Raw genomic sequence first — 26,391 nt, 5'->3', positions numbered from 1 at the left:
AAGGTGGAAAAGTGGCTGTGGTTGCTGTTGCTAGAGAGTTACTTGGATTTATATGGGCTATTGCCTGTGAAATTGAGAATAAGCAAGTAAGTCAATCAAATGTTGCTTAAACAGATTGAAAGTAAGGCTAGGTAATAAATGTGGTTTTATGGAAGAAGTAATGAAAATTGAAGATTTGGCTCGAAGGCAAACTCCCGGAAAGGAGAACCCTCATGTGCAACTATGCACTAGGTCTAAGGACCGAACGTGCGCCGTTAGTCCGAGGCAGCTCCGTGACGGATGGAGTGAAATGTGGTACCCAACCCACGCATATCAGTTTGTATACCACCGTCGACATTTTTTGCCTTCGTGCCAAGTTTTTAAAGTTATCCTTATTCAACTTTTAGGATGGTATCCATTTCGGATTTAGCTTATCAAGGGAAAATGCGCCCTTGACAAGCTAAATCCGAAAGGATATTTGGTTTATAAGTTGAACAAGGAATAACTCTATTCATTGCTGAATGTAACACCATTTAAAACATTTGGGTGTGGTGGGTTGACAGTTTCGTTCATATCAGTTGCATAAGACTTGTAGCTTTAGTTTACTGTTTGATCAAATTAATAATAACCTTGATAAAACACAAAAAGAAAGAGCGTGTTTTGAAAAAAAAGTTTGATCAAAACACGCTCTTAATTTATTCAATTCAATCATTCTTAAAAAGGTTTGATCACTTCTGTGATCCTTACTCCATAAAAGCGCCCGATGGAGGAAGATCGATATATAGTATAAGATAACCAAAATTTGTAAAACTATTCAGATAAAGAGTAGTCCATCTCTTCCCAACTATATTCTAGAAGTTTTACACCAGAACCATAAAAACGATGAACTTCCAAACATTTAGGTTAATTCTTCAAAAAGATTTCCGATTCCTATCCTTAGTCAGTAAACTCGGTCATGAAACATTATGCGACTCTATTCTCACTTCATTAAATTGACCTTCCCATTTAGAGATGACGATTGCCGCAAGTGAATTACCGATAACGTTTACTACTGTACGTCCCATATCAAGAATACGGTCGATACCGGCAATAAATGCTAAACCTTCAATAGGAATACCTACTGTTCCCAATGTCGCTAAAAGAACTACGAAAGACACACCCGGTACACCCGCAATCCCCTTGGACGTGATCATTAACACTAGCATTAGCGTAATTTGCTCATACACGCTTAAATCGATTCCATACATTTGAGCAATGAAGATAGCTGCTAACGCTTGATATAATGTAGAGCCATCAAGGTTAAAGGAGTATCCAGTCGGTATAACAAATGTAGCAATATGTTTCGGACATCCCGCTTTCTCCATTTTTTCCATGATTTTCGGAAGAACCGATTCTGAACTTGCTGTAGAGAAAGCAAGAATCAATTCTTCTTTTAGAAGTTTAATCAACGTAAAGATATTGAAGCCGACCAATTTCGCTATAAGACCCAGAATGACAATTACAAAGAAAATCATTGATCCGTATACAGAAAGCACTAACTTCCCTAACGGAATTAAAGATTCCAAACCGAACTTGGAGATGGTCACACCGATTAGTGCAAATACCCCGATAGGAGCGAATTTCATGACCATGTTAGTCAGGTAGAACATTCCTTCAGCTGTACCTTGGAAGAAACGGAATACTGGTTTACCCTTTTCACCGATGGCCGCAATACTAAGCCCGAACAACACGGAGAAGAAAATGATCGCTAGCATATCGCCTTCTACCATGGCTTTAACTGGATTGGATGGTACAATGTGAACGAGTGTATCTACAAAGGACTCATGCTGCTTGGTTTCTGCGGTATCCACATATGTGGAGATATCAGTTTGTTCCAGATTACTCACATTCACACCAGCACCAGGCTGGATGATATTCGCAGAAATTAAACCAACAGCAATCGCTATCATAGTTACCACTACAAAGTATGATAATGATTTAGCTCCAAGTTTACCTACCGCTTTCAAATCACCTACACCAGCAACTGCAACGATAAGACTTGACACAATGATTGGCACAACGATCATTTTAATCATTCGTAGGAAAATGTCTCCGAATGGCTGTAAAAAGTTTTGGGCCGTCTCATTACCATAAAAAATGGCACCAACGATAATTCCTAGAATTAAACCAATGAAAATTTGGCTGGCTAAACTTAATTTAAATTTCATCATTTACTTCCTCACCTTTCCTTTTTCGTCATGCTTAAGCTCTTTACTTTTTGTCCTTTGCTTCCATGACTCTGAATCGACCAAAGATTACCATTTTTTAATAAAAACTTAACGTTCCATTTACTTTATCATCGAACTTACATCATCCTACAAAAAACTACAAAAACTCACATTTATTTTTTAGAATATTCGGATATGTAAACGCACCCATTTACACATACAAAATATACGAAAGAACAAGTATAAGGGTACTTGTTCTTTCGTATATTTGTATAATGAATGATTCTACTCCTATCGCTTCGTTTCAAAATAAAGAACTTGAAAGAATTTTTTCACGACAAAGTCGGACCTTCAAGCAGCAAGATTAAGCGCTTTACAAATTGTTGATCTGTTCGGGTAAGATATGACCATGATAATCTATCTATAAAAGATAGTGAATATGCTGGTTTATGAACTTTCAATGGAGATTTTCTTCATTAATCGTTTTAATTTATCTTCTGTAGCTGTTTCCTCTACAGGTGTATAGATACTGCACCTTAAGTCCATGTCTCCCTGGACTTGGAGAGAAGTTAAATCAAACAGCATCTTTCCTGCTTTAGCATGTCTAAATTCAATCATCATTTCTGGAGCTTTGCTCACTTGACTTTCTTGCCATAAAGATTGAAATTCCGGGTGAGAATTGCTCATTTCATCAATAAATAGGTTATACCATTCATCCCCTAAGTAGTGACCATAATAGGCACGAAAAATGGCAAGAAATCCTTTAACAAAATGCTCCCAATTCACAGCTAATGCTTTTAATTCTTTTCTTGTAAATATTAGATGGATCAAATTGCGTTGGTCATCCGGGAGTTGCTCAAAATCTAAAAAAACATGGGCAGCCGCGCTATTCCACCCTACAATATGACAATGTCGATCTGTAATGATAGTAGGGCAATACGTTAACTCAGCTAAAATCCTTTCCAAAGAAGGACTAAGTTTTGGCTGATCCTTCTTTCGATGAATAATGGATGATTTCACTTCTGAAGCTAAATCATATAGATACTCCCGTTCATCATTATTTAATTGCAGAGCTGTAGATATGCAATCCAATACGCTTGTAGAGACCTTTATATCCCGACCTTGCTCTAGCCACGTATACCAAGTAGTACTAACTCCCGCCAAATGTGCAACTTCTTCTCTTCGTAAGCCAGGTGTTCTTCTCCGTGTACCAGCAGGTATACCTATAGATTCAGGCTTTATTTGAGATCGCTTCGTTTTCAAAAATGTAGACAGTGCTTCAAGTCTGGTTTTATCATTCATTTCTGCAACCTCCATCATAACCATTTAACCTAGTAGTTATTATACCAGGATAAACACTCACTTGTAATAGGATAAACCCGAAGTATAATACAAGTATACTATTCATTTGGAGTGATGAAAATGGAAAGAGTCGTTATTACAGGAATGGGAGTAGTCTCTCCTATTGGAAACAGCGTAGATAAATTTTGGAGAAATCTGACTGAAGGGAAGTCGGGCATTTCCTCTATTGATACATTTGACGTAAGCAATCATAAAGCAAAAATTGCAGGAATTATTCGTGATTTTAATGCAGATGATATCTTAGGAAAAAATGAAGCACGACGTCTTGATCGCTTTACTCAATTTGCTTTGGCTGCTGCTGAACAAGCTTGGACCGATTCTAATTTAGATATTGATGATATCAATCTTGAAAGACTTGGCGTATATGTTGGTTCTGGAATAGGGGGAATTGAAACATTGATTGATAATGTGGATACTCTTCGGGCGAAAGGTCCAAGAAGAGTTAGCCCAACCCTGGTACCAGCCATGATTTCAAATGCTGCTGCAGCCCAAATTAGTATCAAGTGGAACGCAATGGGACCTACCATGTCACCTGTTTCTGCTTGTGCGATCGGTAATACAGCCATTGGTGAAGCATTCAGACTTATTCGCTTTGGAGAAGCTGATGCCGTTTTTGCAGGAGGCGCAGAGGCAGCTATAACAGATTTATCTTTAGCTAGTTTTGGTAATGCTACAGCATTATCAACGAGAAACGATAATCCAACTAAAGCTAGCCGTCCTTTTGATGTGAATCGAGATGGATTTGTCATGTCAGAAGGAGCAGGAATTTTAATCTTGGAATCTTTGTCCCACGCTTTACGTAGAGATGCAAAAATTTATGCAGAAGTCATTGGGTATGGTGCGAGTTCCGATGCCTATCATATGGTTGCTACACACCCAGAAGGTAAAGGAGCCTATCTTGCAATGAAAATGGCTTTGAAAAGTGCAAGCATTTCTCCCGAAGAGATTGATGTTATTAGCGCTCATGCAACAAGTACAGAAGTTGGAGACCGTTCTGAAACGCTGGCAATTAAAAAACTATTTGAATCAAAAGCTTATCAAATCCCAATAACAGCTAATAAATCTATGCTAGGTCACATGTTAGGAGCAGCTGGAGGCGTAGAAGCAATTGCTTTGGCAAAGAGTTTAAATGAAGGAATTATTCCTCCAACCATCAACTTAGAAAAGCCTGATTCTTTATGTGATTTAGATTATGTACCGGGTATTGCCCGTAAGGTGGAAATAACTACTGGTCTATCCAATTCATTTGGTTTTGGAGGACATAATGCAGCAATCGTTTTAAAAAAATACGAGTGAATCACTTTTGCATCGAATTTTTAAAGTAAAAAACCCTCAAGAGAAACTTTAGTTAGTTACCATAGTGGGATTTTAGGTAATTAATTATGAAAAGCCCTTATTACTTCAATTAAGGGCTTGTCTCTTATTCATGAAACCATCAAATACCTTTAGCTTGAAGGCTGAACATAAGTGAATACGATATTTGGAGACCTGGTTAATCATTTTTGATTCATTGATCGTTTTATCAGGCACTGTTCCCTAACAATTTATCTCTAATGAAAGCAATAATCAATAAAAATTCCAATACAAATGACTAGATTCTCTTTTTAATATCTTCCCTTATCGATTCAATGATAGTACCTGATAAATTTGCTGGAAGAGATGAACCATCCTCAAAAACCCATGTATTAATTATTTCAAGATCTTCTTTTTTAAAAGTAATGCTATAATCTTTATCATTGTGAGTAAAATCAGCTGTAACCGATTCTTCACCATCAAACTCGTCATCAATAATCATATTTTTTATCTCATATGGCTTCACGATGTACTCTCCTTTTTATCATTCTTTTATATAGAATTGGCTTTATATGTTTGTTTATTCATTTTTTTAATGGCAAATTAAAAAGCGAAGGGTTCTTTTCAGGCTGTTGATATAAAACTTCCTTAATATAGAAGTCTTAATAGGCAAAAAAGCTACGGTTTAGGGGAAATTAGGAGCATTTGCAAAAGGATGCAAGTTGCACTGTTAATGTCCTCTTCCTTGTTATCAACCAAACACCAATTAAACAAGCGTTACTTACTGATCAAAGTAAGCAACGCTTGTTTACCGATTAATGGATACTTTTCATTACAAAAAACAACCTAATAATATTGGTTGAAACAGGACTCTTTAAAGGCTTTATTAGGATTCCCCATCCCCACTATCAAAAAATGAATCAAATCCCCCATCAAAATCCTCTGTTGCTTCTTCAAACATTTCCTCCATATCAAAGCCTTCCATCATCTCAGTAAATAACATTGTCCCTAAGACACCCACTGCTAATCCACCAACCATTCCAGGTATAGCGTTTAATTGGGAAGCGCGACCATGATGCTGGTTTGCGGAATAAGAGAAAGGCTGTGTAAAAGCATAAGGCTGATCTATGGCTTCCGATATATATTTTCCTAGTAGTTTTTCAAGTCCGGCTGCATGCTCAAGATCATTTTGATTTAAATGAAACTCACGTTTTGCTTCAATTTCCTTGTAGCCGCTTTTACAGTCAACTTCCATAAAAACCCGGATACCTGATTCTTCATTGGCAAACCGCATTTCAACTTCATTTACTTGCCCTATGAATTGTTGAGTGGAAAAAAAAGCAAATTCCTGTCCATATTGGTCGAGTTTACCCGAGTCGGCTGTCTCGCGAAAACCTAATTGAGCCATTGCATTAAAAATGGATTGGATGGATTTTTGGGGTTGGATGACTAGCCGGTCTACATCTTTGCGGTCAACCCCACCTTCAATATCAAGGTGCGTATCCAAATAGTATGAAACAGTTCCACTAGAAATAGGTATATTCGTAGGCAGGACGTAATGAAAAGGAATGACCTTACGTTCTTTGGGGTGAATACAATCTCGATTAATTAATGGTATATGGGCAACTTCCCTAGAAACGCTTCCTTGTTTTAATACAGCATTCATCATAAACCGGACAGTCAATTGATTAATTTTCTGTTCCACCTCGCCACCTTGAATGACAACCTCCCCTTGAATGCTTTCTCCCGCTTGATAATTATGATTACCACATTGTAAATCTACAGTTGCGGCCCCTTTTCCTAAACTTGCTAAAATTTTTTTGAACATGCTTTCCCTTCCCTTCGAAATTATCTTAAACCATGCCAAGAATATGTAAGTAAAATGGGGCATAATAAGAAATGACAAGAAAACCATTCGAATTATCGGAAATTTCTATATTACCCTTGATAGTAATACGTCAAAAAAAGAAAATAGTTTCAAAAGATTTTTCCTCAGTAGCTGATCTTCATATGATAATGGCTGATGGACAATTGGCGAAGATATTTTTTTGAGGATTATGTCTCACGTTCTAAAGGGAGTTAAAACACAATTAAACAAAAAGAAAATGCCAGGGGCTAATACTTCTGTCCCTGGAATTTTTTTGAAGGTGCTTTAATAAAAAGAAGATCATCTTAGCTATTAACAATGGTCAAATTCTCATTCCCATACCTTCTTCTTTAAATGCATGCGCTTACATTCAATTCCGCATTTATACTTCTCCTTTTGTCAACAATACCGAAAGCAACACTCAGCTTTATATATCCGTCCATTTAAACCTTACTGCCAAAAGAAAATTCCTTTCTAATATTTATGGAGATAACAGACTTCAATTCCAACTTACTAGATGCAAGAACTATATTACCATTTCTGGATTAAGGATTGTAATTCATCCTGTAGATTCCCTTTTGAAAAAGCAGCATGCAGAATTTCATGAAAAGTATTTAAGGAAATTTGGAGTTTTTCTTCACCTAATGTAGTTAAACGTGTGTAGATACCTCTTCGATCATCTTCACATATATGCCTTTGTAATGCACCGCAGCTTTTTGCTTCCAGCCTGCCCACCAGCCTTGAAATAGCACTTTGACTTAATCCTACCATCTCTTGTAATTGTTGCAGCCTCAATTGTTTATCACTTGTTTTGGATAAAAAGTATAGAACGTAAAATTCTTTTAACGATAGGTTATGATTTTTTTGCAAAGCATTTTCAAGCTCATTCGTAATGCTCATTTGAATATTGGTAAGTGATAGCCAATTATCTAAATACTTATTTTCTTGGTTATTTTTCATGCTAATTCCACCCTGTTCTACCCTTTATAATTAAAATCATCATGCATTAAATAGTACTAACATAGCCAGAATTTACTGGTCAAACTTTTTTGAAAAAGTACGTGCCAAATCGGCTTTGCATGTATTTTAAATTGTTCTCTTCATTTTAGACGAGTTTCTTCCTTTTGTCTAAGATTGAATGATTCCATAAAAAAAACAGTCAAAATGACTGCTCTTTTTTCATGAATTCAGTGTAACTGAACAGGATCCTATTTCATTTCCACCCCAGTTTAGTGAAAGCTTGTCTTGATCTGAAAGTGGTCCTACGCCGCTTGGAGTACCGGTAAAAATAATATCTCCTTTTCCAAGCCCAAAATGCTCTTCTGTAAATTCTATAATGGTTTGCAGATCAAATAGTAAGTCTTTAATATTTCCGACTTGAACACGCTCTCCATTCTTTAACAGGGAGAAATCTAATTGTTCACATGCTTCGACACCTGGAAACGGAATAAAATCACTAACAACAGCTGAATTCTTGAATCCTTTAGCCAAAAGCCAAGGGTGCTGTTTCTGTTTTAACTGTGATTGAACATCTCTAAGTGTTAAATCCAAACCAATGGCCATCGCATCTACTATTTCATCTACTTTCATTCCTGATTCGTACTGTTTTGCGATATGTATGACAAGTTCAGTTTCAAAATGAACGGAACCCTGATTACTCGGCAAAGTAATTGACTGACCCTTTGCTTCCACAAGCGAATGGGTTGGTTTTGAAAATAAAAAAGGGGAAGTTGGTATTTTATTATTCAGCTCTTTTGCATGCAATGCATAGTTTCGACCTACACAATAAATATTTTTAATGTCTTTCATCATAAAACTCACTCTTTTCTTTTTAGAAATTAAAATTGATGAATAGTAAAAGGTAAATATTAAGAAGTGATTGCAACTTTCCCTAGTCATGACAATCGTGGTTTAAATAGTCAGCCAGATTAATCGTTACAGTAAAAAAGAAAAATCCTTCGATTTAAATATATTTTATATTTTTCTGACTTTTTATACAACCGATATACCTGTTATAAAGAAAATCATTTTGATAACATAATTCCCTGTTCGTTCAATATGCAAAAAGAATTATAACTATTCACATAGATAGGGGCCACCAAAACTTCGGTATTTTGTACGCTAAGTAAAATCACAGCAAAAAAAGCCGTTCCCTGCACGTTAGGAAATGACTTTTTTTATTGCATTATTCCTAGCTCAACAGTGAGCTGTATTGTGTAACCCGGGCAATATCACCAAAGATGAAATGCTATCCAAAATGAGATTGAACCGATTTATATTTTTTTGAATTAGTTGCCCTACCTTAAAATTAACAGCTCATTGTTGCTCTATGTTTATAGCGAATTAATTTTGTACTTGGATCATTGCTATATAGACTGCATAATTCTTGCGAGTTCTTTTTCTAAAACAGCGGGCTCATTTGCGTAATTGTAAATCCCTAAAAACTTCTCTATGGCCTTTGGATGGCAACTGATTAGCTTATTGACAGCATCCTGTTGTTCAGATATGCGTTCATTCTTCGATATTTGGCATCCCATGTGAAAACGAACCATGAACTCATCTTCGATTGCCTTTTGATATTCTTCAGACATTTGATTCGATTGATAGGATTTCCCCTTATATTTTAATAGAATATTGGATAATATACGTGCTCCACATATAGCATCATGGATCCCCTGTGCCATGCCAGGATCTTTAAAACAAACCGCATCACCAACCAACGCCCATCCTTTTCCCATTCCATCATACCAGTAATTATCATATCCTAGTATGCCTTTGACCGGTCCTGCGATTTCAGCATTTTTCAAGCGCGCACCAATTGTTGTATTAGAAAAGTTGTCTGTCAAGAGATTGCGTAGACCGCTTTCCGGATTTAATTTCAACCGTTCTATCAATTCCTTATTTTCCAATGGGAAAATGCCGACAATAACATATAAATCATCATTCGTCGGAAAGAGAATGGCTGTGTTATCTTTTATCTTGTATACTTCAAATTTAGGGATATCTTCGCGGGGAAATCCAGAAAAATACCCAAAATAAATGCCGACGGTTGCCGGAACACGAATTTTGAGCTCACTTTTTACCAACTTCCGAATAATAGAGGATCGGCCGTCTGCCCCTACTACCAGGCGAGCTAAAAATTCTTGGTTCTCGCAGTTGCCGTCCAAACCTTTCACGCCTATTACCGTTTCGTCATCACGGATGACATCCGTCACACGAAATCCTTCTAAAACGGTCACATTCATTTGAGATTTGGCTTGTTCAAGCAGGATATGATCAAGATAGGTCCTCCTAATACAATAACAACTGTCCTCTCCGTAAACCACAGGGATGAGACCTTCTATCACGGTATCCTCAAATTGAAATTTAATATCCCGTACAGGCGGTGCTTTTGTTTCCAGCAACTTGTCCATGACACCTATTTCTCGAAGAAGGGCGACAGTATTATTGAAAAAGGTATGGGTTGATAACGTGTCCCTTGGAAAAGTCGACCGGTCCACTAACAACACATGGAATCCTGCCTTAGCAAGATAAATTGCCAGTGTAGAGCCGGCACATCCAGCACCGGTAATGATGACGTCAAACATCTTATTCATCGTATCACTCCATATTCAAGTACCATTATTGACTTGCTTAACCAATAGCAGCGTTTGGTGAAAATATACTACATACATAAAGTATGGAAGTTAAAACAAAAAAAGTACAGAGAATTCCAAAACCGATCTCGTCTATGTTAACGAATCTAATTTTTATAAAGGCCCCTCAGTTAATTTAGGATTTCATCCCCTGGGTAGAGTAGTTTCTAAAGCACCTCCTTACCCCACTGGCATAAACAGAAAATCATCGGTATATCGTTTGCATCTATACACCACCAAGTATTAAAAGCAGACCTTTTCGTTAATATACTTCATTAAATTATCAGGGAAAATATCAATTAGACAGAACATAAAAGCGACATGATGAATAGCTGCGAAAAAAACATACTCCTTTATTGAAATGCCCTTGATTGGTAAGGATAAATCCATTTATTCCCACAAAAAAAAGAGCCAACAAATTGTTGACTCTTTGCTTTAAAAAGTAGAAGCTAAATCTTTTGATCGTGCTATAGCATTTTCTTTGATTTCTTGTGCTTTATCGGGCATTGCTGCATGTCCTTCAACGAATATACCTTCAAAGGAAGGCACTCCGAAAAATTGCATGATGATTTTTAGATACCGGTGTCCCATTTCCATTTCAGCTGCTGGCCCTTCTGAATAAATACCACCACGAGCTTGAATATGCAAGGCTTTCTTATCAGTTAAAAGACCAACTGGGCCTTGTTCGGTGTATTTAAATGATTTACCTGCAACAGCTACGGAATCTATATAGGCTTTCATTACTGGCGGGAATGAAAAATTCCATAAAGGTGTTACAAATATATATTTATCGGCAGTTATAAATTGCTCACATAACTCCGAGAGTCGACTAACTTTTGCTTTCTCTTCCGCCGAAAGTTCTTCAAAGCCCTTTCCAGACTGAAGTTTCCCCCAACCACTGAAAACATCCACATCGATTTCAGGAATATTTTCTTTATAAAGGTCAATATTCACAATTTCATGGCTAGGATTTACTTCTTTATACGTGTCAATAAATGCTTTTCCAACGGCCATACTGTAAGATTGTTTATCATCATGAGGATGAGCTGTGATGTACAATACTTTAGTCATTCTGTATCTTTCCTTTCTCTTTACATATTTGAACATTTTAGTTTGTCTTGGGAATTCAGCATTTATACCCTTCTCGAACTAAATTATCATGAATGGATATATATTCCATTACTCGCCCATAAAACGGCAGATTCAGGGTATAAATCTTCTTTCAAGTTGAGAAAGAGTGTGAATTTTGGATATGATATAACAAGACAATCCTTGTTATTTTTAGGAGGCTTAAGGAAATGACGAATTTAATAAAATTTGACCTGCACACTCACCATGAACGATGTGGACATGCTATCGGGACAATTGAGGATTATGTCAAGCAAGCCATTGAATACGGCTTGCAATATATTGGGATTTCTGATCATTCTCCATATTTTTATAGTGAGGACGACCACTTATATCCAACTATTGCTATGGCAAAAAGTGAACTTGTCCCTTATATCGAGGAAGTATTACGCTTAAAAGAGGCATATGAAGGTAAAATTCACGTGTTATTAGGTATGGAAAGTGATTTCTTCCCTGATCACATTGAAGTCTACCGTGCTCAATATCTTTTACACCCTTTTGACTACATAATTGGATCTGTTCATTATGTTCAAGACATTAGCATTTTTAAAAAAGGGCGTTGGAATGGTTTGACTTCTAAAGAACAGTCAAGTTTAAAGGATGAATACTATCAATTAATACAGAAATCTGCAAAAAGCGGAGTATTTCAAATCTTAGGCCATATTGATGCAATGAAAGGGTTTTATCCGGCCTTTTCATCGATTGAAACGGACAGTATTGAAAAAACGTTAAAAATCATTAGTCATGAAGATATCGCCATTGAGATTAATACCTCTGGTAAAACAAAAGATTGTGGTGGATGGTATCCAGCAGATGACATTTTAGAACGAGCCCTTTTCCATAATGTGAAGGTAACATTTGGCTCGGATTCGCATACACCTGAACGTATTGGCGATGAATTTGAACAAGTTAAAAAAAGACTAAAGGAGATCGGCTTTTCTGAGTGGGCTTACTTTGTTAACAAGCAAAGGATTCTCACTCCACTTTAACCTTTCAGACAATAGGATTAGAACTGGTTCCATTCGTTCAAGGATATGCAGTTTTCTGCTAAAAATAGTATATGAAAAAGCCGACCTTTTATTGGTCGGCTTCATCAATCGATCTGTCCTTATATTTTTAGCATTAAATAGCTCTGTTAATCTGTTTTAGTTCTCCGAGTTCGCCTCGTTTCCCGGCTGTTCCACTTGTACCTTGTCCCCTATTTCAATGGACAACAAATCCTCACCTACCATAACGGTTCCTTCATATGCTGTTTTTGTTCTTTCGAGCAAATCAGCTTTTTCTTCAGTTAATCCTCCCAATAATACAATATGTGAATACACTGCAAGTTTTGGTTGTATTTGGCTGAATACTTTACCTGCTTCTTCTGGTGTAGTGTGAAGATCAAGGATATTGGCTATTGATTCTGATTCATTATCAGGTCTTGCAGCTGCAACCTCATGAATGACTACGTCAGCACCTTTAGCAAATTTAATTAGATTTCCATTATAGCGGGTGTCACCTGAGATGACTACTGAATGTCCTTTGTAATTAACCCGATAACCGAAAGCAGGCTCAATTGATTTATGGTCAACCTTGAAGGCGATTACTTCTATTCCCATTTTTTTATAGACAATCCCCTCCTTGATATCATTTGCGACGATACTTGAACCATCAACGTTTCCATTTCCAGAATCTTCTCTTGCATCCAAATCGGCTTTATATGCTTTATTCATATGTAACATCATTTTCTCGGTTCCCTTAGGTCCCCAAATCTTAAATGCTTGCTCTCTTTTTCCTCCTGTTGGTAAAGAACCTGTAAGCCATACGTCTGGTATGCCGATTGTATGATCCGAATGTAAATGAGTAAGAAATAACTTGTCAACACTGCCTGGTAACATATTCGCTTTATATAATTGTAAAGCAGTACCTCGTCCAGCATCAAAGAGGAGTTTTTCATCACCAACTTCTACAAGTGTAGATGGACCGGAGCGGGTTGTACTTAAGAGAGGTGAACCTGTTCCTAATAAAGTTACTTTGAAGTCCGTTTGCTGTTCAGCTGTTTGGCCAAAAGAAGGAAGAAATAATGATAATGATAGAATTATTGAAACTAGCAACAAAAAACCAATAGAAGTATTCCTTATTCTTTTCTTCATAACAAAACCTCCTAAATTTTTCTGTACTCATGGAAGAATCATTTTTAGTTTTGAATATAAAACACAGTTTCAAAAACACGTCCACAAACTGAATATTACAATATTTATAATATTCAGTCAATAATACCCATTCAACCTTCCATCAAGACAACAGGACTGACACTGAAATAATCTTACTGATTATTGGATTTCATATTGCATCAAATGTTCATACTAAAGGAAAAGACAGTTAAAGAAGGAGTTCATATGCTAAACAAAAAAAATAAAAACAATAATCCAGCTAAACATATAAATCAGGTTAGTAAATTAAACAACGGAATGGAAGTGGATTCTGATGTCAATGAAGATCCTAATCGGGAAAAATTATTGGATGCATCAGTGGATTCTTTTTTAAAATCGAAAGAAGGACAGGAATATTAGACGGGGAAATGTTGTCGCCATTGTCCTGTTTTAAAACGGTTTTATATATCCTATACATCAAACGGGCCTCTCAGGAGCATTTGAGAGGCCCATTTACCTTTTATCAACGAACAATTTTTTTCTTGGGGTACCACCGGCAGGCGCTGAATAATGATGCACTAAAGCTCCCATTTATTCAAAAAGACGCTATAATGTTAGTGGAATGATTGTATTCGCAAAAGGAGGTTCGTTTCTATGAACATTTTAATTTTGGGTGCAACTGGACGAGTTGGGAGGCATTTAGTTGCTTATGGTCTGCAAGACAGGCATCATGTTACAGTTTTAGTTCGCACTCCAGAGAAGATTGGAATGAACGATGCCAATTTAACCATTATTCAAGGTAATGTTTTAAATAAAGATGATATCCTACGTGCCATGCATGGGATTGATGTGGTTATTAGCGCTCTGAATACTGATGGGACAACCACTTTATCAGCAAGTATGCCACTAATTATCGAAGCAATGGAAATCGAAGGTATCCAACGAATGATAACCATTGGAACAGCAGGTATCCTGCATAGTAGAACAACCCCAAATACTCTGCGTTATCAGTCAAGTGAATCCAAGCGTAGGTCTACCCGCGCAGCGATAGAACATCATAAAGTTTACGAAATGCTTAAACAATCGACACTACAATGGACTATTGTCTGCCCTACGTATTTGCCGGATGGAGAAATTGTTGGTACATACCGTGTAGAAGTTGACTTTTTACCGGAGAATGGGGTTGAAATATCGGTGCCGGATACAGCAGAATTTGCATATAGCCAAATAAAAAGCAGTGATTATTTAAAATCACGAGTAGGCATTGCTTACTAAACCCAACATTCCTACTAGCATTAATTCCATTTAGAAAAATTTGGAGTGAAGAAACCATCACGTCCGCTTAGCCGGTTCAACCATCTTCGTAAATGTACACAATAGCTGAACAATTGCCAAGAATATTTACCGGTTTCTCCTGGACGTAGATTTCGCCCGTGCCTTGTTCATGAAGATTCCCTTCCTATATTTCCCCTCCAAAAATAGCCACATTCTGCCTGTCAGGAACAAACGCTAACCCGTTCCATTTCAAAACAGTCTGTACATATCCCAGTGAATCGGCATTGTACCTCCCCGCGATCCTCTGATATGCTTCGAGCTCATATATGCCATCCCTATTGAAATCAACTGGATATAAACCAGATAAAGGATTGACCCATCCTTCTATCGGGAACTTCAATACACCATCCTTGTTATAAATTTCAGATAAATATTCCTTTCCCTTATAAGAAAGGTCAAGAATGTACCTTTCTTTAAGGTAATAACTGTTCACCTTTGCTTTGTATTGGTTTTCATAATGAACATCGTATTTATAAGTTTCATTAAATGCGTCTGAATTAAAAATGGTCATGAGTTGACCATTAAGATATGAAAAAACATAAGCATAAATGGAACCACCGCTTCCTCCAGTATCAATAACCACTAAAATGTCATCCACTTTGTTACCTGTAAAATCACCCAGAAAAAGGGTCGGATTATATCCTTCGTTATTTTTCATGGGAACTTGTTCATATTGATTAGTCCTCCCATTTTGGATAACCAAAGTTACATTCCTCCAAAAGGGGCTATCAGGGGTTTTGTTTGCGGTAAGAAAAATATTGTCACTTGTCCCGTCCCCATCAATATCGCCTTGCTTTGAGGTCACTATGACTGTTCTATTGGAGTTCATTTCCCTTGAAAGAACAGTTTGGAGGTTCATTCGCATGTCTAGCAATTCCTGCTTTGAAGGATAAGGATTTGGAAACGACAAGGCGTTATCAATCGTTAGCATTGCTTCACTTGTTAACCCGGCCCTACTTTGAGTCTCAGCCATACAGTACCAATAATAAGGATGATTCGTTTCTTGTACTTTTGTGTAATAATAATGAATCATTTTTCTGATGTCATGCGTATCCAACTTCATCCCACCTGTCTCTTTATAAACCATATAGAATTATATGCGGGAATTTTAGTGAATAGCCTTGATAGCTTTTTTATTGAACTATAATGATCCGGGCGTTTTCAATTAAAAATTATACTGCCCAGAGTTATGTTTCCAGTAACTGTTTTTTTGTTGAACCGTTTTAACGAGAATGACCCGCTTCACTATAAAGCGGGCAACTTGCAAACCTATTGGCTATCAAAAACACTCTTCCAAAAAAATGCCTAATCAGGACAGTGGCAGCGGCACACTCCCCAAATCCCCCACTGCCTTAACCCGTATGAACAGCGCATTCCCCGGAAGGTAGGCAAGTGGAATATCCTCCACTGAAACAATGGAGATGGTATCCTCATCTGCACCGGCCTTAATCGCTTCTTTTGTAGCTTGTTTCCTTGCGTCCTCAATGGCTTGTCCCCTATTCATCTGTTTTAAACTATAAATTCTTTCTATTTCTCCACTTACTTGGCCAAGTGCTGCACCTATGGCATTCGCAGCATCATAATGTTGAGGCCGGATTACCTCTGTGCCCCCCTTTAAAGAATCGGGAACAATAATGCTCCCCCCACCTGATAAAATAATCGGTACATTTTTTGAGCTTGTTTTCATTTGATCAATTCCGACTTCTAACATCTCTATCATTTTTTCGTGGACTCTATTACAAAACGCTCTCGGTAAATGTTTTACCTTTTCTGTCCGATTTTTAAATGCATATCCTAAATTTGTCACAATATCGGAGGCTGTAAGTACCTCTCCGCCGAAAATAATTGACTTCTTTGTTATTTCATAACCAACACTATCCGGACCAACTTTAATATTTTCGTTGGTTTCACGAATACGAGTACCTCCGCCTAGCCCAATGGATAAGATATCAGGCATCCTAAAGTTCGTATTGACACCACCGATAGTAACAGCTAAAGACGACTGCCTTGGAAATCCTTTCGATAAAACACCAATGTCACTCGTTGTTCCCCCAATATCCAAAACAATTGCATCTAGAATTCCAGATAAATGAGCAGACCCCCGAATGGAGTTTGTAGGGCCGCATCCCATTGTAAGAATAGGATAACGAAGGGCATAATCCTCATTCATGAGCGTTCCATCGTTTTGACTATAGAACATTTCCGCTTCAATGCCGATATCCTTCAAAGCCTTTGAAAAACCATTAATTACAGCTTGGCCTGTTGTCATTAACGCTGCATTTAAAATCGTCGCATTTTCGCGTTCCAATAAGCCAATACTGCCAATCTCATGTGAAAGAGAAATCGGAATATTCCCAAGCTCCTCCCTTACCCACATGGCAACAATTTGTTCTTGTTCCTTATTCACTGGTGCGAAAACCCCCGAGATGGCGACGCTTTCAGCAATTCCTTTTATCTGACTGCAAAACAGCGACACTTCTTCTCTATTTAACTCACTGATTATACGTCCATCGAATTCATATCCGCCCGAAACTATCTTCGAGCCTACTTCTATTTCTTCCCTTAGATCCTGCGGCCAATCAGTAAAAGGGGGAATAGAAGTTGTCGCAGGTTTTCCAATTCGAATGACTCCCACTTTATTTAAACGCTTCCGTTCGACAATTGCGTTCGTGCAATGGGTGGTTCCAAGCATAGCATATCCGATGCTGCTTCTATCAATCTTGCTTTCTTGCACCAATTTTGCGATTGCTTTATATATTCCGCTTTCCACATCTTTTGTAGTGGGCACCTTTACCGTAAAAACAACTTGTAAGTGTGCATCCAGTAAAGCGGCATCTGTATTGGTCCCTCCAACGTCTACTCCTAATCGATACATCTTTCTCCCTCCTTCTGTAACTCTTCCACCGACCTGTAGTCAAAATCATAGCCAAAATAACGAGGTCCTGCTGTTTCTATTCCTTTTAGAGTTCTCCATTTTTCATGACAAGGAAATGCAACAACCAATACACGCGCTCCATATTTCATCCGTTCTGTAGTAATGGGGAAACCAGTTTCTGCATCCAATACCGCAATTAAATCCGGAGTAGAGCACAGTAATTGCTCACCTTCCTTCGCAACTAGATGTTCATTTTGGAAAAATAGGGTAAATTCTCTTCCTTGATCATTCCGTATCCCTTCAAATCTGGCACTCCCTCTTGTAAAGCCACCACTAAGATGCCTTTCAATATCGGCTATTTTGCCTTCAAATAATCGGTATCCTTTTAATTCCTCTAACATTTTTTGAATTCCGAGATGCTCTTTCCCTTTGTTATCGAGCAAATATTCCCCAATCTTTTCTGCTAATGTCAGGGTATAAGGAATCACAGTAGTTTTTATGTCACTCCCAAATAAACTATAATCACAAACGGAGGCACTTCCGCCCATTTCGATTGTTAAGGCCCGGGCTAATCTTTCCGACCAAACCCCATCTTTAGGATAGATCACCACCGTATTTCCTTTTTCGTCAGCCATTGTAACAGGAGATGGTTCAAACCCATCCAGGTGGAAAGTGACCATCTGTGCTTCTGGAAAGGCGCGCCCCATCGAATCAGCATCGAGAATGGGCAGTTCCTTTTTAGCAGCTGCAATGATTGGATATAATGAATTGATTCCGCCAATTTCGATGGGCATCACCACATCCACTTTTCTTCCTAGCACTTTTTCTAACGCTTCCAACGGGGCTGTTACTTCATTTTCAGCAGGTATTTTCTCAATCGTTACAGTGGGGGCACCCATCCCTGACACAGGTACGACTAATTGGTCGTTTTCCAGTTCTTCAAGTGATATTAACCTGACTGGTCCATATTTGCGGATTGCTTCTTTCGCCATCAACTTTCCAATATAAGGATCTCCGCCGCCGCCTGTTCCTAAAACAGCTGCACCTAAAGCTATTTTTTCAATTGATTCTTCATTAAGATATCTCATTTCTTAAACTCCTCGTTTTTCATTTATTTTTTGCTGGAAAGAATTCTTTTTATTAAAAAATTTACCCGCGAGTGTTTGAACAACAAAACCTGAAATAAAGCCATCAAGAGATGAGACGGTTGTAAGTGAAAATAAAGCTAATCCCGTAGGGGCAGCTGTTGTCAAATAGGTAATTACCATCCCGGAAGCCCAAGCGATGATGGAACGAGGTACAACTGACTTTGCCTCTAATTGATCGTTATAGCGTTTAAATTCTGTTTTGATTAGAAAATATTCAGAAACATAAATCCCTCCAATTGGTGCAATCACAATGGCTAAAATATTTAAAAAGGAAATAAAATGATCATAAATCCCGAAGACCGCCAAGCTTGTAGCAATCAACCCTAAAATGGCAGTCAGCCACTCTTTTGATACTTTTGTAAAAATTAACGAGAGTCCTAGCGAAGAGGAGTATAAATTACTTGTATTCGTTGTCCATTGGGCTAGTGTCAATACGAAAACGCCAGGAATTGCCCATCCCAAAGTAATGAAAATCTTCATCATATCATCAGTTCCCATCGCCTTTGACATTAAGATGGCAACGATAATCATGAAGCAATTACCAATAAAAATACCGAAGAACGTTGCAATGACGGCATCCTTCTTACTTTTTGCCCAGCGTGAAATATCTGGTGAGATGGTTGCCCCCACAATAAAAATACTAATAACAAGTGAAATGGCACTTCCAAATGTAAAGGCCCCTGCATTTGGTATACTTAAGGATATTGAATGCTCTTTTAACGCTAAAAATAAGGTGATTAACATTAATCCTAATAAAAAAGGAACAGACCACACACTTAATTTTTCAATGGCACGGTAACCATAAATCGCGGTGGTCATCATGAGCAAACCGCCAATGAGAGATAATATTTTCACGTTGATAGTCAAGTTAAAAGCATCTTGTAAAACTGTATGGGCATTATTAGCAAAGAAGCCAACCTGTACACCAAACCATCCGAGCAAAGAAATACCTATAACAATTGAAAATAGCTTGGCCCCGTATTTCCCAAATACATATTTTGTAATCATGGAAGTGGAAAGATTTGTGGAGGACCCGACTATGGCACAAATCGTACACAAAATCGCCAGGAGGAACGAACCTACACATACCGATAAAATTGCTTGATCCACCGGCATCCCATTGGCTAATTCTGCACCTAATAAAACGGATGATAAATCAACCCCTACGGCTACCAATACAGAAAACATCGAAAACCATGATCTTCTTAACTCTCTCGGTACTGCCTCGAGTGCATAATCTGATATAACCTTTTCCTCTTTCATAAATCAGCCCCCTTATGTGGTGAACATTTGATCTTAATGCTCTTTCCTTATTCCATTCCAATAGATGCTCCAAATTTGCCCTAAGCGTTTTTTGAATTTAAGTTCTTGATAATAGATCAATTCTAAAAAGACACCGTCCATCAGACAAAGAAAGGAGGCCACTAAATCATCAATCGGTTGATCTTTTATATCCCCTTGCTCAATTCCTATAGAAAAAATACCCCGAAGAATCTCACTTAGTTTCTCTTCTTTCTCACTAAAGGTTTCTTTCACTTCATTGTTTAAAGTCGGAGGTAGAGATAACGCAAGTCTCGTATAGGATTGCGTTTTTAACGGTTGACTTAAGTGATAATGACTTAGCTCTTTTAAAATTTGATAGAGCTTTTCTTTAACGTTTTCATTTGCCACTTTTTCGATGGAATCCTTGATATAAAGGTAATGCTCCTGTAACAGATCATTATAGACAGCCATAAACAGATCTTCCTTGTTTTTATAAAAAGCATAAATAGACGGTGTTTTTATCCCTACCTCCTTTGCAATGCTTGAAAGGGTTGCTCGGTCATATCCCTTTTCGGCTAATTGCTTGCAAGCAACTTCTTTTATTTTATTTTTTGTCATAAAATTACCACCTACCTAACTAATTTCGTTAGGTTGATTATACAAATTATTCAGACAATACACAATAATCAAATTTTATTTTTTTCTATTCAAAGCACATAAACTACCCAATAAACAATGTTTGGTTCGTTTTACTGGATGAAATTAATAAATCCCATTAATATGGAAAATTTATCCATTCAAAAAAATTAGTCTTAGCAACTTATCGATACAACTTATACTCCATTGAAAAAATATATTGCATAGCCAATATAACTAGGAATAGCTGGTTTTAATGCAATATCCCTTACTGGAAGAACCACCTATTCCTGAAGAATTTCTCTACAATGCCATCATGCAAAATACCATTGTATAAACATATTCGCTTGCATATATTTATTTAATTTGCTATTATAACTGACGAACGTTCGTTAAATTATGAGGTGATATTATTGAAAAGCAATGAAATTAAGGAAGCCGCTCTAAAATTTTTCACGATTCATGGATATGAAGGGGCGTCCCTTTCTCTAATAGCTGAAGAAGTGGGCATGAAAAAGCAATCCATTTACGCCCATTTTAAAGGCAAGGATGATCTCTTTCTGCAAGTTTTACGTGATGCGAAAGAGACGGAGCTATCTTCGAAACTCCAATATTTCAGTAAAGTCGATTCAAAAAATCCTGAAAAAGATTTATATGGATTCCTGCAATTGGTCATCGATCTTTTCCAAAAAAATGAACATATAAAGTTTTGGCTGCGTATGTCCTTTTTTCCGCCAGCGCATCTTGAAAAAGAAATCGGGCAGGAAGTCATAGATATCGAGGAAAAAATCCAGGCAATTCTGGAATGTAAATTCCAGGATTGGATCAATGCCAAATTAATCATCGAAGATGCAGCCATAACGCCGACCTATGCATTCTTGGGAGTAGTGGATTCCATTTTGCTTGAGCTTGTATACGGCAATGATGAGAAACGGCTGAAGGATAAATTGGCAGCCTCTTGGAAAGTGTTTTGGAGAGGTATTTCACTAGAATGATTCACAAAGAAAGTGGTGTTAACACATGAATAAACCAATTAAAGAACAAAAGGCGGTATTAATTATTCTGCTAAGCAATATATTCATTGCTTTTCTGGGAATAGGGCTCATCATCCCCGTTATGCCGTCATTTATGAATATCATGCATTTATCAGGAAGTACGATGGGCTATCTGGTTGCCGTATTTGCGGTATCACAGCTTGTAATGTCACCATTCGCAGGTCGTTGGGTTGACCGTTACGGCAGAAAGAAAATCATCATCATCGGCTTATTCCTTTTTGGTGTTTCTGAACTTATCTTCGGTGTAGGGACAAACGTATCGGTGTTTTATTTATCCAGGATCCTAGGGGGAATCAGTGCTGCCTTTATCATGCCAGGGGTTACTGCATATGTTGCAGATATTACATCCGTCAAGGAAAGACCAAAAGCAATGGGCTATATTTCAGCTGCCATTAGCTTAGGTTTTATAATAGGTCCCGGTATCGGTGGCTTCATTGCAGAATATGGTATACGATTGCCCTTCTTCCTAGCGGCGGCCATTGCTTTTTTAGCATGCTTTTCATCAATATTCATTTTAAAAGAGCCGCTTACAAAGGAACAGCTTGCGAAAGTCTCTGCTAGTACAAAACAAACGAACTTTATTGGCGATTTAAAACGATCACTCAATCCGCTTTACTTTATCGCGTTCATCATCGTATTTGTACTCGCTTTTGGGTTATCAGCCTATGAAACTGTGTTTAGCCTATTTTCTGATCATAAATTCGGCTTCACACCGAAGGATATTGCAATCATCATTACAATCAGCTCTATTTTCGGAGTTGTTGTGCAAGTATTTATGTTTGGAAAACTGGTGGATTTCCTCGGCGAAAAGAAGCTTATCCAATTATGTTTAATCGTCGGTGCCATTTTTGCGGTGGCGTCCACTATGATTTCCAGCTTTTTGGCAGTTCTAGTGGTAACTTGTTTCATCTTCCTTGCATTTGACCTGCTTCGTCCGGCATTGACGACATTTTTATCAAAAGCTGCCGGGAAAGAACAAGGATTCGTTGCTGGAATGAACTCCACCTATACGAGCTTAGGAAATATCGCCGGGCCATCCATGGGAGGATTGCTGTTTGACGTAAACATCCATTACCCTTATCTTTTTGCTGCTGTCATTATCGTCATTGGACTGGGCATTACAGTCATTTGGAAAGAAAACCGATTGACAGAAAGTTTAGCGAAATATTAATCTCCCGGATTGTAATTCCATACTTTTTCAAAGTACACTCCCTTTTCGGGCTGGAAAACTCTCAAACTTGAAAAGTGGTAATCTAATAAAAAACCCCCTTGTCCAGATTGGCAGGGGGTTTACTTATCCAGATTAGTTATTTTTGTAAAAGTGGGATTCTATTTTTCATTACTGATGATTTAGCTCCAAATTAATCCTGCATGTATATCGATCTTTACAGTAGACAGATCTGACAACCCCAAGGGTTCGATTGGTATCCAGAATAATTTTTCGTTCTATCAGCAATATAGGGAATCCTACGGCTACTTCGAGCATTTCCGCCTCTTTTTTTTGAACAATGGCGACTTACCTGTCTGCCATCCTGGATTTGTAAGCCAATTGTAAAAGAGCAGGAGGCACATCGATATTTGATGTGCCTCCTGCTCTTTTTTGAATGCCTGAAAACAATGGCGAACTATACTATTCTATTTATTTACTTGCCCAGCAGCATTGAGACATACTTCACTTCTAAATATTCATCCATGCCGTAGTGTCCCCCTTCCCTGCCTAAACCACTTTCCTTCATGCCTCCAAATGGTGCTTGTGCAGTGGATGGGGCACTGTCATTAATACCGACAATCCCATATTCAAGATTATCCGAATAGGCAACCGCCTTATTTAATGACTCGGTATACACATAAGCTGCCAGGCCAAAATTCGTGTTATTGGCCCGATCGATCGCTTCCTGATCGGTTTTGAATGTACTGACTGGCGCAATTGGCCCAAACGTTTCTTCCTGCATGCACAGCATATCATCCGTTACATTGGAAAGTATGGCTGGCGCGATAAAATAGCCTTGTTTCTCATCAACTTTTGAGGTTTTATGGATGATGGCCCCTTTACTTGCAGCATCCTCTAGTTGAAGCTGGACTTTTTTAACTGCGGCCCCATCTATCAATGGACCAAGGTCGGTTCCTTCCATTCCATTTCCAACCTTCAAAGTTAAAACGGCCTCTTCAAAAGCTTGTAAAAACGGCTGTTCAATGTTCTCATGGACGAATATTCGGTTCGCACATATACATGTTTGTCCAGCATTCCTGAATTTAGATTGAATCAAACCATTTACTGCTTCTTCGATATTCGCATCCTCGGCAATGATGAACGGAGCCAATCCACCGAGTTCAAGCGAGACTTTCTTTACTGTTTCTGCCGCCTTTTTCATTAGATGTTTCCCCACAGGAGTGGAGCCGGTAAATGTGATCTTTTTAACTCGTGAATCATTCATCCACACGTCTGACACATCTCCCGGTTTTTGTGTTGTGACAATATTTATCACACCGGCCGGAATGCCTGCTTCCTGGGCACTTTCAACTAATAGCAAAGCGGTCAAAGGCGTTTGTTCCGCGGGTTTGATGACCACGGTACAACCTGCAGCAAGGGCTGGCGCCACTTTCCTCGTGATCATGGCAGCAGGAAAGTTCCATGGGGTAATGGCAGCAACGACACCGACTGCCTGCTTTTGCACTAAAATACGCTTTGAAGCAACAGAGGCTGGAATGATTTCCCCATAGTTACGCTTTGCTTCTTCAGCAAACCATTTCACGAAACTTGATGCATATTTCATTTCACCTTTTGCTTCGGCCAATGGCTTTCCTTGTTCCAGTGTCATGATCGTTGCGATTTCATCCAGCCTGTTCTCAATGATCGTATACCACTTCTCAAGTAATTCCGCCCTATGATAGGCACTTGTTTTCGACCAAGTCAGAAAAGCAGCTTGAGCAGCATCCACAGCAGCCTTTGCCTCTTTTTCGTTAGCGTCCGGAACATACCCCACAGGCTCCAATGTTGCTGGATTTTCCACTACAAAATGACGCTCTGTATGAACAGGTTCGCCGTTTATATAAATTGGCCATTTTTCCACTACTTTTTTCATCCTGCTTTAATCTCCTCTTCTTCTGCATGATCTGTAAAAGTCTTATCATTCTCACCTTTGAAAAAGTCCTTGCCATAAAGAAGGACACATAATAGAATTCCCGCTGCAAACGCCATTCCAGCACCTTTTATAACAAGGATGGCAGCGACGACCCCTGCAATTCCGAGGTCGCGTTGGCTCTTCGCCTGCATCACACCGACGCGTACGCTAACATACCCTTGAACCAAAAGCGTTAGGGCCAAGGCCACACCGAGAATCGGTTCAACCAAGCTGACTACCGGCAATAAGAATAACCCTGTATTCGTCCCCCAACGGAACGAGCCAGCACCGCCGAAGAAAGAATTCATCGCTTTCTTGCCATTTTTGAACCGTTCCACAACCACGACCTGCATGGCTGCCCACAATGGTCCGCACATCGTTATATCAGGTCCGATAAAACTCATGATCACATTTCGGCCGCCAAAAATTAAATGAGCTCTGTTTGGATTATAGTCCACTTTTTCATCCTCCCTGACCTCATCGGATTCAGAAAGCAACGCTTTTGTTTTCAGAACATCCCCGAATACCACTAAATAAGTGGCAAAAACAGCTGGAATCGCACTTAAAAAGAAGGTCAAGGCAGGGAAACCTAAACCGAACACAGTATAATCCGACCAAAGCGTAGTAAAGTCCGGACTGCTGAATCCCCATTGAATATCAGGCCATTTTGCTTCACCAAAAATAGGGGCTACAATGACTGCAAGCAAGATGGCTGGCAATATCCCTAAATTGCCTATGAATACCCAAACTTTATTTCGCATTTTTAACTTTCCGAAATTTTTCGAAAAAAGCAAGTAAAAGGCAAATCCGATACAAATGCTTATTGTATAAGGAAATAAATCAAACTTTCCACCCACTTCGAAAATGGATACGACGGCACCAATTCCTGCCCCCAAAATGATGCCTGATTTAATTGCATTCGGCACTAATCGTACGACTTTACTGGCAAGTCCGGTCATTCCAAGCACTATCGATAAAATACCCAATGTTAATTGGAATGCAACGAGTGCATAGACCCGATCAGGTCCTTCCGGAAATTGCCCGACGAACAATACAAGCAACGGAACCGCAGGTGTAATCCAACCTGGTATTACCGGGTCCCCGAGTAAATGATGTGCTAAATACAATAATCCATTCAAGACAACGACGGCCAGGGCTACATCAAAAGGCATCCCCAGATGGTCGGCAAGCAGTGTAATCGCTCCAAGGTCAACTGCACACATCAATAACCCTTGAACATAGTCAGGCCACTCAAAACGATAATGGACAAATGGAAGTCTAATTTTAAAAGGTCCCGCAGGTATATACGATGTCTCATCTCCGTAGCGACGGTTTTTCCATTTCATATTGT

23 protein-coding genes are annotated in these 26,391 nt (G+C 38.5%); 6 read left to right on the top strand and 17 right to left on the bottom strand.

The features are described from left to right. Positions 1–932: 932 nt before the first annotated feature. Positions 933–2,189, bottom strand: coding sequence for a cation:dicarboxylate symporter family transporter (locus ACQKNS_RS15630; protein ID WP_427644133.1), 1,257 nt, complete (start codon positions 2,187–2,189; stop codon positions 933–935). 444 nt (positions 2,190–2,633) lie between these two features. Continuing rightward, positions 2,634–3,488, bottom strand: a complete 855-nt coding sequence (locus ACQKNS_RS15625) for a helix-turn-helix transcriptional regulator (RefSeq protein WP_427644131.1) — start codon at positions 3,486–3,488, stop codon at positions 2,634–2,636. Between the two features lie 120 nt (positions 3,489–3,608). Between ACQKNS_RS15625 and fabF the strand changes: the two genes are divergently transcribed. Further along, on the top strand, positions 3,609–4,844 hold the full coding sequence (gene fabF / locus ACQKNS_RS15620) for a beta-ketoacyl-ACP synthase II (RefSeq protein WP_427644129.1): 1,236 nt from the start codon (positions 3,609–3,611) through the stop codon (positions 4,842–4,844). A gap of 295 nt (positions 4,845–5,139) precedes the next feature. Here fabF and ACQKNS_RS15615 read toward each other — a convergent pair whose 3' ends face one another. From ACQKNS_RS15615 to ACQKNS_RS15590, 6 genes are all read right to left on the bottom strand, one after another. Further along, complete coding sequence (locus ACQKNS_RS15615) at positions 5,140–5,367, bottom strand: hypothetical protein (protein WP_427644127.1); 228 nt, start codon at positions 5,365–5,367, stop codon at positions 5,140–5,142. A 360-nt stretch (positions 5,368–5,727) separates the two neighbouring features. Further along, positions 5,728–6,669, bottom strand: coding sequence for a sporulation protein (locus ACQKNS_RS15610; RefSeq protein WP_427644126.1), 942 nt, complete (start codon positions 6,667–6,669; stop codon positions 5,728–5,730). Positions 6,670–7,239: 570 nt separating this feature from the next. Further along, a complete protein-coding gene (locus tag ACQKNS_RS15605; RefSeq protein ID WP_427644124.1) occupies positions 7,240–7,668 on the bottom strand; it encodes a MarR family winged helix-turn-helix transcriptional regulator in 429 nt (142 codons plus the stop codon). Positions 7,669–7,887: 219 nt separating this feature from the next. Next, positions 7,888–8,517 carry a fumarylacetoacetate hydrolase family protein gene (locus ACQKNS_RS15600; RefSeq protein WP_427644244.1) on the bottom strand — a complete coding sequence of 210 codons (630 nt, stop codon included), beginning with the start codon at positions 8,515–8,517 and terminating at the stop codon, positions 7,888–7,890. A gap of 557 nt (positions 8,518–9,074) precedes the next feature. Then, positions 9,075–10,304, bottom strand: a complete 1,230-nt coding sequence (locus ACQKNS_RS15595) for an NAD(P)/FAD-dependent oxidoreductase (protein ID WP_427644122.1) — start codon at positions 10,302–10,304, stop codon at positions 9,075–9,077. 474 nt (positions 10,305–10,778) lie between these two features. After that, the gene (locus tag ACQKNS_RS15590; RefSeq protein ID WP_427644121.1) at positions 10,779–11,414 is read right to left on the bottom strand and encodes an FMN-dependent NADH-azoreductase; all 636 of its coding nucleotides are present in this window, start codon (positions 11,412–11,414) and stop codon (positions 10,779–10,781) included. A gap of 227 nt (positions 11,415–11,641) precedes the next feature. Here ACQKNS_RS15590 and ACQKNS_RS15585 point away from each other — a divergent pair, with 227 nt between their 5' ends. Further along, on the top strand, positions 11,642–12,460 hold the full coding sequence (locus ACQKNS_RS15585) for a histidinol-phosphatase (protein ID WP_427644119.1): 819 nt from the start codon (positions 11,642–11,644) through the stop codon (positions 12,458–12,460). 156 nt (positions 12,461–12,616) lie between these two features. On the opposite strand, the gene ACQKNS_RS15580 is transcribed toward ACQKNS_RS15585, so the two are convergent. Continuing rightward, on the bottom strand, positions 12,617–13,606 hold the full coding sequence (locus tag ACQKNS_RS15580; protein WP_427644118.1) for an MBL fold metallo-hydrolase: 990 nt from the start codon (positions 13,604–13,606) through the stop codon (positions 12,617–12,619). Between the two features lie 246 nt (positions 13,607–13,852). On the opposite strand from ACQKNS_RS15580, the gene ACQKNS_RS15575 reads away from it, so the two are divergent. Together ACQKNS_RS15575 and ACQKNS_RS15570 are read left to right on the top strand one after the other, a co-directional pair. Next, a complete protein-coding gene (locus tag ACQKNS_RS15575; RefSeq protein WP_427644117.1) occupies positions 13,853–14,026 on the top strand; it encodes a hypothetical protein in 174 nt (57 codons plus the stop codon). A gap of 234 nt (positions 14,027–14,260) precedes the next feature. Then, entirely contained in the window at positions 14,261–14,881 is a 621-nt protein-coding gene (locus tag ACQKNS_RS15570) for an NAD(P)-dependent oxidoreductase (RefSeq protein WP_427644115.1), read from the top strand. Positions 14,882–15,065: 184 nt separating this feature from the next. Here the strand turns inward: ACQKNS_RS15570 and ACQKNS_RS15565 are convergent, their stop codons facing one another. The 5 genes from ACQKNS_RS15565 to ACQKNS_RS15545 form a co-directional block, all read right to left on the bottom strand. Continuing rightward, positions 15,066–15,806: a VCBS repeat-containing protein gene (locus tag ACQKNS_RS15565; RefSeq protein WP_427644242.1), complete on the bottom strand. Its 741-nt coding sequence runs from the start codon at positions 15,804–15,806 to the stop codon at positions 15,066–15,068. A 444-nt stretch (positions 15,807–16,250) separates the two neighbouring features. Then, complete coding sequence (locus ACQKNS_RS15560) at positions 16,251–17,816, bottom strand: ROK family protein (RefSeq protein ID WP_427644113.1); 1,566 nt, start codon at positions 17,814–17,816, stop codon at positions 16,251–16,253. Further along, a complete protein-coding gene (locus ACQKNS_RS15555; RefSeq protein WP_427644111.1) occupies positions 17,804–18,904 on the bottom strand; it encodes a DUF917 domain-containing protein in 1,101 nt (366 codons plus the stop codon). The genes ACQKNS_RS15560 and ACQKNS_RS15555 overlap by 13 nt, the downstream gene beginning before the upstream one ends. A 3-nt stretch (positions 18,905–18,907) precedes the next feature. Continuing rightward, positions 18,908–20,227, bottom strand: a complete 1,320-nt coding sequence (locus tag ACQKNS_RS15550) for a cytosine permease (protein ID WP_427644109.1) — start codon at positions 20,225–20,227, stop codon at positions 18,908–18,910. A 33-nt stretch (positions 20,228–20,260) separates the two neighbouring features. Continuing rightward, a complete protein-coding gene (locus tag ACQKNS_RS15545) occupies positions 20,261–20,845 on the bottom strand; it encodes a TetR/AcrR family transcriptional regulator (protein WP_427644107.1) in 585 nt (194 codons plus the stop codon). Between the two features lie 431 nt (positions 20,846–21,276). On the opposite strand from ACQKNS_RS15545, the gene ACQKNS_RS15540 reads away from it, so the two are divergent. Both ACQKNS_RS15540 and ACQKNS_RS15535 read left to right on the top strand, forming a co-directional pair. Next, positions 21,277–21,858, top strand: a complete 582-nt coding sequence (locus ACQKNS_RS15540) for a TetR/AcrR family transcriptional regulator (protein WP_427644105.1) — start codon at positions 21,277–21,279, stop codon at positions 21,856–21,858. Between the two features lie 25 nt (positions 21,859–21,883). Continuing rightward, the gene (locus ACQKNS_RS15535) at positions 21,884–23,089 is read left to right on the top strand and encodes an MFS transporter (RefSeq protein WP_427644103.1); all 1,206 of its coding nucleotides are present in this window, start codon (positions 21,884–21,886) and stop codon (positions 23,087–23,089) included. A 168-nt stretch (positions 23,090–23,257) separates the two neighbouring features. Here the strand turns inward: ACQKNS_RS15535 and ACQKNS_RS15530 are convergent, their stop codons facing one another. The 3 genes from ACQKNS_RS15530 to ACQKNS_RS15520 all read right to left on the bottom strand — a co-directional run bounded on the left by ACQKNS_RS15530 (position 23,258) and on the right by ACQKNS_RS15520 (position 26,386). Continuing rightward, positions 23,258–23,428, bottom strand: coding sequence for a UTRA domain-containing protein (locus tag ACQKNS_RS15530; protein WP_427644240.1), 171 nt, complete (start codon positions 23,426–23,428; stop codon positions 23,258–23,260). Positions 23,429–23,561: 133 nt separating this feature from the next. Continuing rightward, entirely contained in the window at positions 23,562–25,001 is a 1,440-nt protein-coding gene (locus ACQKNS_RS15525) for an NAD-dependent succinate-semialdehyde dehydrogenase (RefSeq protein ID WP_427644102.1), read from the bottom strand. Continuing rightward, positions 24,998–26,386, bottom strand: a complete 1,389-nt coding sequence (locus tag ACQKNS_RS15520) for a hypothetical protein (RefSeq protein ID WP_427644100.1) — start codon at positions 26,384–26,386, stop codon at positions 24,998–25,000. Before ACQKNS_RS15520 ends, ACQKNS_RS15525 begins: the two co-directional genes overlap by 4 nt. Between the last annotated feature and the right edge of the window lie 5 nt (positions 26,387–26,391).

It is taken from the genome of Peribacillus sp. NPDC094092, from assembly GCF_050279365.1.
Classification (GTDB): Bacteria; Bacillota; Bacilli; order Bacillales; family DSM-1321; genus Peribacillus.
This window is presented reverse-complemented; position numbering and strand designations above follow the sequence as displayed.